Genomic DNA, 9,121 nt, shown 5'->3' on the forward strand with positions numbered 1-9,121 from the left:
TGGAGGAGGCCTACGCCCGAGCCCTCCTCGTGGAGCACCTGGCGGAGCTCGCCTGGCGCGCCGCCCTCCTCGGCCCCGTCCCCACCCTCGCCCCCGAGGAGCTGGCCCGCGTGGCCGAGCAGCTCCGCACCTACGGCCAGCGCCCCTGACCCCCTCTCAACCCGTCCCGCCTCCGCCCGATGGAGGAGGCGGAAGGCCGGAGGAAGCCGGACGGCCGCGCCCCGCGGACCGCCCGCGGCGTCGACCCGGACGCGGTCCCACCCGGCGACGCCGGGACGGAAGGAGGGATGGGTTCCACGCGCCAGGGCCCGCGCCCCGTCGACCCGCCCCGGGCGACCCGGAGCGCCGCCCCGCACCGCCCCCGGCCGGTGGGCAAGGAAGCCCGCATCCACCTCATGAGGAGGTCAGAGCCGGATGATCATCAACGACAACCTGATGTCGCTCTTCGCGGCGCAGAACCTCCAGAACACCCAGAACGACCTGCAGAAGGTCCTCCAGCAGCTCTCCTCGGGCCTGCGCATCAACTCCGCCGCCGACGATGCCGCGGGCCTGGCCATCGCGCAGAAGATGGAGGCCCAGATCAACGGCCTCAACCAAGCGAAGCGGAACGCACAGGACGCCATCAGCCTCGTCCAGACGGCTGGTGGGGCTCTGACGGAAATTCAGTCCATGCTCCAGAGGATGCGAGAGCTGGCCGTGCAGGCCGCATCGGACTCAGAGACGCCAACGGACAGAGCTCAAATCCAGAAGGAGGTGGACCAACTCGCCGCTGAGATTCACCAGATTGCCACCACGGCCCAGTTCAACACGCAGAAGCTGCTGGACGGCAGCTTCCAGAATAGGGTCTTCCAGGTCGGCGCGAATCAGGGCGAGAGCTTGCAGGTCTCCATCGCCAACGTGGACTCCCTGGCGCTGGGCGTCGAAGGAACCGTGTACAACTGGTCGGCCGTTACTAATCCACTCACCTTCACAGCAGGTGCTACAGACCCGAAGGTTGCATCTGTCACAGCGAACACTGGCTACGTTGGTCGCATCGGCAACGGTACGTATACCCTCAACTTCACCGTGGACTCATCAGGAAACGTCGCCGTGACGATGGTGGACTCGAACGGTCAGTGGGTGGCTAGTGGAACTGGCAAGATTGTCAGCGGTCAGAATACCAGCATTGACATCAAGGACGGCTTCGGGAACACAGTACTAACTGTAACGGATAACAACAGTGCGGCAACGCCTGCGCCATTCCAGACTGGAACAGGTACTGTAACAATCAGTGGTACAACAACAACCACCAGCGTTCAGTACGGAGTGGATGTCAGCACCGCTATGGCGGCATCCAACGCTTTAAACACTCTGGATCAGGCCATCAACGTTGTGAACAGTCAGCAGGCTCTCCTGGGGGCTTACCAGAACCGCTTGCAGCACGTAACAAACGTCAACGCCATTGCCTACGAGAACCTGACCTCCGCAAAGGCCCAGATCATGGACGTGGACATGGCGTCAGCAATGGCGCAGTTCACGCGGGATCAAATCCTCCAACAGGCTGGTGTTGCGGCGCTGGCGCAGGCGAACCAGGTACCGGCGGCGGTGCTGAAGCTGTTGGGCTGATCGTGTCGCGCTGAGGCGTCCGGGGGAGGTGCTACCTCCCCCGGGTACCTTCGGGGGGAGGCGTCCGGCGAATGGGTCGCCCCTTTCTCAGCGCCGCCTTGATCGTCAAGAACGAGGAAGCAGTCCTCGATCAATGTCTCCGTAGCCTCCAACCGGTGGTCGACGAGATCGTGGTTGTCGACACTGGATCGGAAGATCGGACGCCGGAGATCGCCCGAGAGATGGGAGCTCTCCTCGTGCGTACGCCTTGGCGCGACGATTTCGCCGCGGCGCGGAACGTGGCGCAGGAGTTCGCTCGGGGGCGCTGGATCCTTTCCGCGGACGCGGACGAGGTCCTGGAGGTGAATGGGGACAGGCTGAGGGCGGTACTGGAAGCGACTTCGGACAGCGCCTTCACAGTCACTGTGCGCAATGCCCTCCTCGGTCCGGGGGACGAGTTGGCCTGGGAAGATGTCCCCGTGGTCCGCCTTTTCCGAAAACGGGCGGGCGTCCTCTGGGAGGGTCGCATCCACGAGCAGATCCTGCCCTCGATCACCCGCCTCGGAGGCACGCTCGGCCACCTCGACTGGGTCGTCCTCCGCCAACGGGGCTACTTGCCCGAGGAGCTGGCCCGGAAGGGCACCCGCGAGCGGAACCGAAGAATCTTCGAGGCTCTGGGCGAGGACCTCCCCCCCTACCTGCTCTATCAACGCGGTGTGCAAGATGCGGTGGAGGGTCGCCTGTCGGAGGCGCGGCGTCACCTCGCCAGGGCGTTGGGCCGAGACCCGACGGCGCCCTGGGCTGCCCGCGCGGCCCGGCTCTCGGCCGAGGTGGCGGAGAAGTTGGGCAAAGTCCGGAGCGCCCTGGCGCTGCTCAAATGGGCGCAATCGAGATGGCCGGCCTACACGGACCTCTGGCTGTTGGAGGGGCAGATCGGGGCCCGGAGGGGAAACCCGCTAGGGGCTGCGGCGGCTTTCACGGAGTGCCTCGTCAAGGGCGACGCGGACGTACCCTGGGAGCACGTGACGGGGGCGGGCTCCTACATCGCGCTGATGCAGCTCGGGGAGTGCTTCCTGATGATGGGCGATGCGCGGGACGCCGTGCCGGTGCTCGAGCGTGCCCTGGAGTTGCGGCCCGGCTATGCGCCGGCCGAGCGGGCGCTGCGCCGCGCACGCGAGCTGCTGGAAGGAGTCGCGACGGGGGCGTGAGGCGGGAAAGTGGGAAAGGAGAGCGGGGCGCCGGCCCTGTGCGGCGCCACGCTCCTCTTCGTCGGCGGGGGCGGAGAGGAAAAAGGTGAAGGCGGCGGGACGGCTCAACCCGCCCGCCCCCGGTCCGAATCCCCGTCTGGCAACGGTTCCAACCCACGACGATACAGAGGTGGTCCCCCCTGTCCGATCGCGAGCTTCCTTCCGCGGCCACGCGCACGCGCATCCCCCTCTTCGCCAAGCTGATGGGCGGCTTCCTCCTCCTGGCGCTCCTCAACGTGGGCGCCAACCTCTGGATCCTCTCCGCCTACCGGGGAGCGGTCGCCCGCTACCGCGAGGTGATCGCCCGCGGCGACCGGGCGGTGCTCCTGGCGCATCAGATCGACGCGGACGCCGGCGACAAGGCGCGCTCGCTGGCCATGTTCGTCCTGACGGGCGAGGTCCAGTACCAGCAGAAGATCCAGGCGAGCCAGCAGGCCATCGCCCGCGCGGGCGAGGAACTCCGCGGCCTCGTCCTGCCGGGCGCCGAGCAGAAGGCCGTCGAGGCCGTCCTCCAGGCGGACCAGGCCTACAGCGACGCCTCGCAGGAGGTGCTCAGCCAGGCGGGCCAGCCGGGCGCGGCGGCAGAGGCGGCCATGCTGGTGGGCGACGGGAGCGTCCTCTACGACCGCCGCGCGGCGGTGACCGCGGCCATCCAAAGCCTGACCGGCCTCCTCGAGAAGGACGCCCGGGCGCTGGCGCAGGCGGCGGAGGCGGAGTCGGCGCGGGCGCGGCTCGTCACCGAGCTGGTGACGGCGGCGACGGCGGTGCTGGCGGTGCTCCTCGGCCTCCTCCTCTCCGGGGCGCTCTCCCGCCCGCTGCGCGCGCTCGCGCGGGCGGCCGGGCGGGTGGCGGAGGGCGACCTCTCGCTCGAGGCGATCGAGGTGCGCTCGCGGGATGAGGCCGGCGAGCTGGCCGCTTCCTTCAACCGGATGCTGGCGAGCCTGCGCGGGCTGGTGCGGGCGGTGGAGGGGTCGAGCCGTGCGGTGGGCCGGACGGCCTCGGAGCTGGCGCTCTCAAGCCGCGAGGCGAGCGAGGCGACGGCGCAGATCAGCCAGGCGGTGCAGCAGGTGGCGCAGGCGGCCGGGCAGCAGGCCTCGGACGCGGAGGAGGCGGGCGCCTCGGCGGCGCAGGTGGACCAGGCGGTGGAGCAGGTGGCGCGCGGCGCCGAGTGGCAGGCGAACCAGGTGGAGGCGGCCTCGCGCGCGCTCGGCGGGGTGCGGAGTCAGGTGGAGCGGGTGCGGCAGGAGGGCGAGCGCGTCCTGGGTCTCGCACAGGGGGCGCTGGAGGCGACGCGGGCGGGCGCCGGCGCCATCGGCGCCGTCCTCGGCGACTTCCCGGCCATCCGTGCCGGCTCGGGCGAGGCGGCGGAGAAGGTGCGGGCGCTGGGCGAGCGCTCGAAGCGGATCGGCACCATCGTGGAGGCGGTCTCGGAGATCGCCGACCGGACCAACCTCCTCGCGCTCAACGCCGCCATCGAGGCGGCGCGGGCGGGCGAGCACGGTCGCGGCTTCTCCGTGGTGGCGCAGGAGATCCGCTCGCTGGCGCAGCAGGCGGCCCGCTCCACGGAGGAGATCGCGGGGCTCCTGGGCGAGATCGGCGGCGCGGTGGAGGAAGCCGGGCGCCTCATGGAGGCGAACGCGAGCCGCGTGGAGGCGAGCTCGGCGCGCATCGACGAGGCCCGCTCGGCGCTCGACCAGATCCTCCAGGCGGTGGAGGCGAGCGCCCGCGCGGCCGAGGCCATCGCCCGCGAGACGCGGAAGGCGGAGGAGGAGGCGGCCGCCGTGGCCAAGGCGGTGGAGGAGCTCTCCGGGACGACGGAGGAGAACGCCTCGGCGGCGGAGGAGATGGCCGCCTCGGCGCGCGAGGTGGGGCGGAGGCTCGAAAGCCTGGCGGCGTCGGCGCAGGAGACGGCGGCCTCGGCGGAGGAGGTCTCGGCGGCCGTGGAGGAGCTGGAGGCCTCGAGCGCGGCGGTCAGCGCCCGCGCCCGGGAGCTGGAGCGTCTCGCCGCGGAGCTCGGCCGGCGCATCGCCGCCTTCCGCCTGGAGGAAGCCACCCCCGAGGCGGACCGCGCCGGCTGAGGGCGGCCCGCCTGTTTTGGGCTACGAGGCTCTCGCAGAGAGGATGACCGACCAGGGATCCTCTACAATGCCAAGCAGGGGCGGCGCTTCTCCTCGGGGCGGCGGAAGCCGCTTGCCCCGGCAGGGGAGCGGGAGGGAGAACGTAGTGGGAGCGGGGCGAGGGGTGGCGTCGGACGTGGCCGCTGTAGCCGACGAAGTCACGCGTCGGCTCTTGAGGGCGTTCCCGGAGATCGAGAAGGTCCTCCTGTTCGGCTCCCGTGCGCGCGGGGACGCCCGGCCAGACAGCGACTGGGACTTCCTCGTCATCATGCCGAGCTCCCTGCCGCCGGGGCGGCGGACTCTGGCCGTCCGTCGGGCAGCCCGCTTGCGGGGCGTGCCGATGGATTTCCTGGTGAGGACGCCCGAGGAAGTCCGCCGGGGCTTCCCGCTGGCGAAGGAGATCTTCCGAGAGGGCCGGGTGCTGTATGACCGCGGCCGGTGACTGGATCGCGAAGGCGGACGAGGACCTGCGGACGGCCCGCCTTGCGCTGGCCAACGGACTGTGGAGTCCGGCGTGCTTCCACGCACAACAGGCGGGGGAGAAGTGGATCAAGGCGCTCTACGAGACGTTTGGGCTGCCAGTTCCGAGGATCCACGATCTCGAGACGTTGCTCGAAGGTTTGGAGGATCACGGCATCGATGCTTCCTCTGTGATGGAGGCTGCAGCGGTCCTTACGGCATACGGAGTTGATGCGCGCTACCCCGGGTTCGATGCGGACGCCGGGGAGGCCGCGGAGGCGGTCGAGAAGGCCGAGACGCTGGCCGCCTGGGCGGCGCGTCACTTGAGGTCATAGCCGGTCGAACGGAGAGAGAGGCCCCGCTCCGATCGGTGGCTCCGTCTCTGTTGCTCATCACCCAGAGGCGCACGTTCGCCCAGGCGAGCGCCCGCGCCCGGGAGCTGGAGCGCCTCGCCGCGGAGCTCGGCCGGCGCATCGCCGCCTTCCGCCTGGACGAAGCCACCCCTGAGGCGGACCGCGCCACCCCTGGGGTGGCAGAGGAAATCCCGCCCGCAGCCTCGCGCGAAGCCGGCGCCGCGGCGATACGCTGAGGAAGGCCCGCCCAGGGCCGCTCAAGGGGCGGGCGCAGGCATGCGCGAGGCCGGCGGGAGAAAGGCCGCCGGCCTCTCCAGTCGCTGGACGACGGCGCGGATGGCGGCCGGGTCGGGGAGGAGGACAGCGGCGCCGCCCGGCGTCACCCAGTTGCGCACGGCGCCGCTGGCGTAGTCCAGCACCGCCGTGCGGATCCGCTCCGCGGGGATGCGGCTGGCCAGGGCCGCGTAGGCCGGTACCTGGGTGAGCGGGAAGTCGGTGCGGATCATGCGGAAGAGGTCGGCGGCGATGGCCGGGACGCGCGGCAGGTTGGCCGGCCGGAGGAATTGCTCCTTCAGCGCCAGGAGCACCTGCTGCTGGCGCTGGGCGCGGCCCAGGTCGCCCAGCGGGTCGGCGTGGCGCTCGCGGACGTAGGCCAGCGCCTGGGCGCCGTCGAAGTGGTGGAGGCCCGCGGGGATGTAGAGGGGTGCGTAGTGGACCTCGTCCGCGGCGGGGAAGGTGGGGTCGTTCAGCGTGCGCGGCACGTCGACGGTGACGCCGCCCACGTCGTCCACCAGCTTCTGGAAGGCGGAGTAGTCGAGCACCGCGTAGTAGTCGGGGCGGACGCCGGTCAGCCGGTCGACCGCTTCCTCGGCCAGCTGCGGGCCGCCCAGGGCGTAGGCCTCGTTGATGCGCGCCTGCCCGTGGCCGGGGATCTCCACCCAGGTGTCGCGCGGGATGGAGAGGAGCCAGGCGCTCCCGGCGGTCGGGTCGACGGAGACGAGCATCATGGAGTCGCTGAGCGGCGGCATGCCCGGCCCCTGCATGACGCCCAGGACGAGCAACGTGGCCGGGCGGGCCGAGCCGGCGAGCCAGCCGCCGAGGCCCTCGCCGGCCGCCTGGGGGGCGGTGGCGGGAGCGGCGGCCGGGCGGGAGCCGCCCGGGAAGGCGCTGCAGGAAGCGGCCAGGAGCGCCAGCCCGAGCGCGGCCAGGGCGGCCCGGAAAACGATCTTCCGGCGCGGGACGGCGGGGCGCCCGCGGGCGGGGGCGGTTTCGTCGGACACGGCACGACCTCGCATGTCGGGAATCGGGGACTCCGTGACGAAAGACGGCGCGGGGGGCCGGAGGGTTCCACGCGGGGGCCGGGGGCTTCCCCCGCGGCAGGAGCCGCCCCGCCGGCCGCCGGGGGGTGACGGCTGGCGCTAGCGGCGCCAGCGCGGGTCGAGCACGTCGCGCAGCCCGTCGCCCACCAGGTTGAAGCCGAGGACTAGGAGAAGGATGGCGAGCCCCGGGGAGGTGGCCACCCACCACTGGCTCATGATGAAGCGGCGGCCGTCGCTGACCATGAGGCCCCACTCCGGCGCCGGCGGCTGGGCGCCGAAGCCGATGAAGCTGAGGCCGGCGGCGGTCATGATGACGCCGCCCATGTCCAGCGTCGCCTGGACCAGGATGGGCGCCACCGCGTTGGGCAGCAGGTGGCGGAGGAGGATGCGCCCCGGGCGGGCGCCCAGCGAGCGCGCCGCCTCCACGTAGAGCGCCTCGCGCAGGGCCAACACCTGGCCGCGCATCAGGCGCGCGTAGGCCGGCCACTGGACGGCAGCGATGGCCACCAGCGTGTTGGGGAGGCTCGGGCCCAGCACCGCGGCGATGGCCATGGCCAGGATGAGCGAGGGGAAGGCGAGGAACATGTCGGTGAAGCGCATCAGCGCCTCGTCCACCCAGCCGCCCGCCCATCCGGCCAGGAGGCCAACGCCCGAGCCGGCCAGGGCGGTGACGACGACCACGCTCACCGCCACCACCAGGTCGATGCGCGCGCCGTAGAGGATGCGGCTGAGGATGTCGCGCCCCAGCGAGTCCGTGCCGAGCCAGTGGGTGGGGCTGGGCGGCGCCAGGCGCGCCGCCAGCTCCTGGTCGGCCGGCCCGTAGGGCGCCAGCCAGCCGGCCGCCAGCGCCAGGAGCACGTAGAGCGCGACGACGGCGGCGCCGGTGACGGTCAGCGGGCTCTGGAGGAGCTTCCTCGCCAGCCGGCCCCGCCCGGCGGCCGGGGCGCCGGGGGCGACCTCCCCGGTCTCCGACGCCTCCGGCGGCGACAGCCGGGCATCGTCTCTCCGCGGTTCCGCCTGGATGGCCTCTCCCTCCCCGCCGGCTCGGCCGGCCCTCATTCGTAGCGGATGCGCGGGTCGAGCAGGCCGTAGCCCAGGTCGACCAGCAGGTTGACCAGGGCGTAGGCCAGCGCCGCCAGCAGCGTGACGCCCATCACCGCCGGCAGGTCGACGTTGAGCATGGAGTTGGTCACGTACCAGCCCAGCCCCGGCCAGGAGAAGATGGTCTCCGTCAGCACGGCGCCGCCCAGGAGGCTCCCGAAGGAGAGGCCGGTCACCGTCAGGACGGGGATGAGCGCGTTGCGCAGCGCATGCACCAGGACGACCGCCCGCTCGCCCAGCCCTTTGGCCCGCGCCGTGCGCACGTACTCCTGGCCCAGCACCTCCAGCATGCTGGCGCGCGTCTGGCGGGCGATGACGCCGGTGGTGTAGTAGCCCAGCGTCAGCGCCGGCAGGACGAGGTGTGCCAGCGCCGAGCGGAGCGCCGGCCAGTCGCCGGCCAGCAGGCTGTCCAGCGTCACCAGGCCGGTCAGGCGGGGCGGCGGGACGACCAGGTCGTCCAGCCGCCCCGGGCCCGGCAGCCAGCCCAGGCGGTAGTAGAAGAGCCCGAGGAGGAGCAGGCCCAGCCAGAAGACCGGCATGGAGACGCCCGCCAGGGCGGCCACGCGCGTCACCTGGTCCGGCCAGCGGTCGCGGTAGACGGCGGAGAGGACGCCCGCCGGGAGCCCCAGCAGGAGCGCCACCAGCATGGCCCCCAGTGCCAGCTCCAGCGTGGCCGGGAAGTACTGCTCCAGGTCGACGAGGACGGGCCGGCGCGTGCGCAGCGAGACGCCCAGGTCACCGTGGAAGAGGTGCTCCACGTAGAGGACGTACTGCCGCGGCAGCGGCTGGTCGAAGCCCCACTGGCGGCGGAGGTTGGCGATCTGGTCCGGCCGCGCGTGCTCGCCCAGGACGGCCACCACCGGGTCGACGGGGACCACGTGCGACAGGAAGAAGGTGATCACCGAGACCCCGAAGAGCACCAGCACCGTCAGGGCCAGCCG

9 protein-coding genes are annotated in these 9,121 nt (G+C 72.0%); 6 read left to right on the forward strand and 3 right to left on the reverse strand.

The window, feature by feature from the left end:
• Positions 1-414 precede the first annotated feature (414 nt).
• From K6U79_09595 to K6U79_09620, 6 genes are all read left to right on the forward strand, one after another.
• The gene (locus K6U79_09595; protein MCL6522604.1) at positions 415-1,605 is read left to right on the forward strand and encodes a flagellin; all 1,191 of its coding nucleotides are present in this window, start codon (positions 415-417) and stop codon (positions 1,603-1,605) included.
• Between the two features lie 71 nt (positions 1,606-1,676).
• Positions 1,677-2,792 (forward strand): glycosyltransferase, encoded by a 1,116-nt coding sequence (locus K6U79_09600; GenBank protein ID MCL6522605.1) that lies wholly within the window; start codon positions 1,677-1,679, stop codon positions 2,790-2,792.
• A gap of 242 nt (positions 2,793-3,034) precedes the next feature.
• Positions 3,035-4,909, forward strand: a complete 1,875-nt coding sequence (locus K6U79_09605) for a methyl-accepting chemotaxis protein (protein ID MCL6522606.1) — start codon at positions 3,035-3,037, stop codon at positions 4,907-4,909.
• A gap of 67 nt (positions 4,910-4,976) precedes the next feature.
• Positions 4,977-5,390 (forward strand): nucleotidyltransferase domain-containing protein, encoded by a 414-nt coding sequence (locus K6U79_09610; GenBank protein MCL6522607.1) that lies wholly within the window; start codon positions 4,977-4,979, stop codon positions 5,388-5,390.
• Positions 5,374-5,742, forward strand: coding sequence for a HEPN domain-containing protein (locus K6U79_09615; GenBank protein ID MCL6522608.1), 369 nt, complete (start codon positions 5,374-5,376; stop codon positions 5,740-5,742). Before K6U79_09610 ends, K6U79_09615 begins: the two co-directional genes overlap by 17 nt.
• 50 nt (positions 5,743-5,792) lie before the next feature.
• Positions 5,793-5,996 carry a hypothetical protein gene (locus K6U79_09620; GenBank protein ID MCL6522609.1) on the forward strand — a complete coding sequence of 68 codons (204 nt, stop codon included), beginning with the start codon at positions 5,793-5,795 and terminating at the stop codon, positions 5,994-5,996.
• A 21-nt stretch (positions 5,997-6,017) separates the two neighbouring features.
• On the opposite strand, the gene K6U79_09625 is transcribed toward K6U79_09620, so the two are convergent.
• The 3 genes from K6U79_09625 to K6U79_09635 form a co-directional block, all read right to left on the reverse strand.
• Positions 6,018-7,040, reverse strand: a complete 1,023-nt coding sequence (locus tag K6U79_09625) for an LCP family protein (GenBank protein ID MCL6522610.1) — start codon at positions 7,038-7,040, stop codon at positions 6,018-6,020.
• 138 nt (positions 7,041-7,178) lie between these two features.
• Positions 7,179-8,138, reverse strand: a complete 960-nt coding sequence (locus tag K6U79_09630) for an ABC transporter permease (protein MCL6522611.1) — start codon at positions 8,136-8,138, stop codon at positions 7,179-7,181.
• Positions 8,135-9,118 (reverse strand): ABC transporter permease, encoded by a 984-nt coding sequence (locus K6U79_09635; protein MCL6522612.1) that lies wholly within the window; start codon positions 9,116-9,118, stop codon positions 8,135-8,137. The genes K6U79_09630 and K6U79_09635 overlap by 4 nt, the downstream gene beginning before the upstream one ends.
• Between the last annotated feature and the right edge of the window lie 3 nt (positions 9,119-9,121).

Source organism: Bacillota bacterium (assembly GCA_023511835.1).
In the GTDB taxonomy this organism is placed as follows: domain Bacteria; phylum Bacillota; class Sulfobacillia; order JAIMAT01; family JAIMAT01; genus JAIMAT01.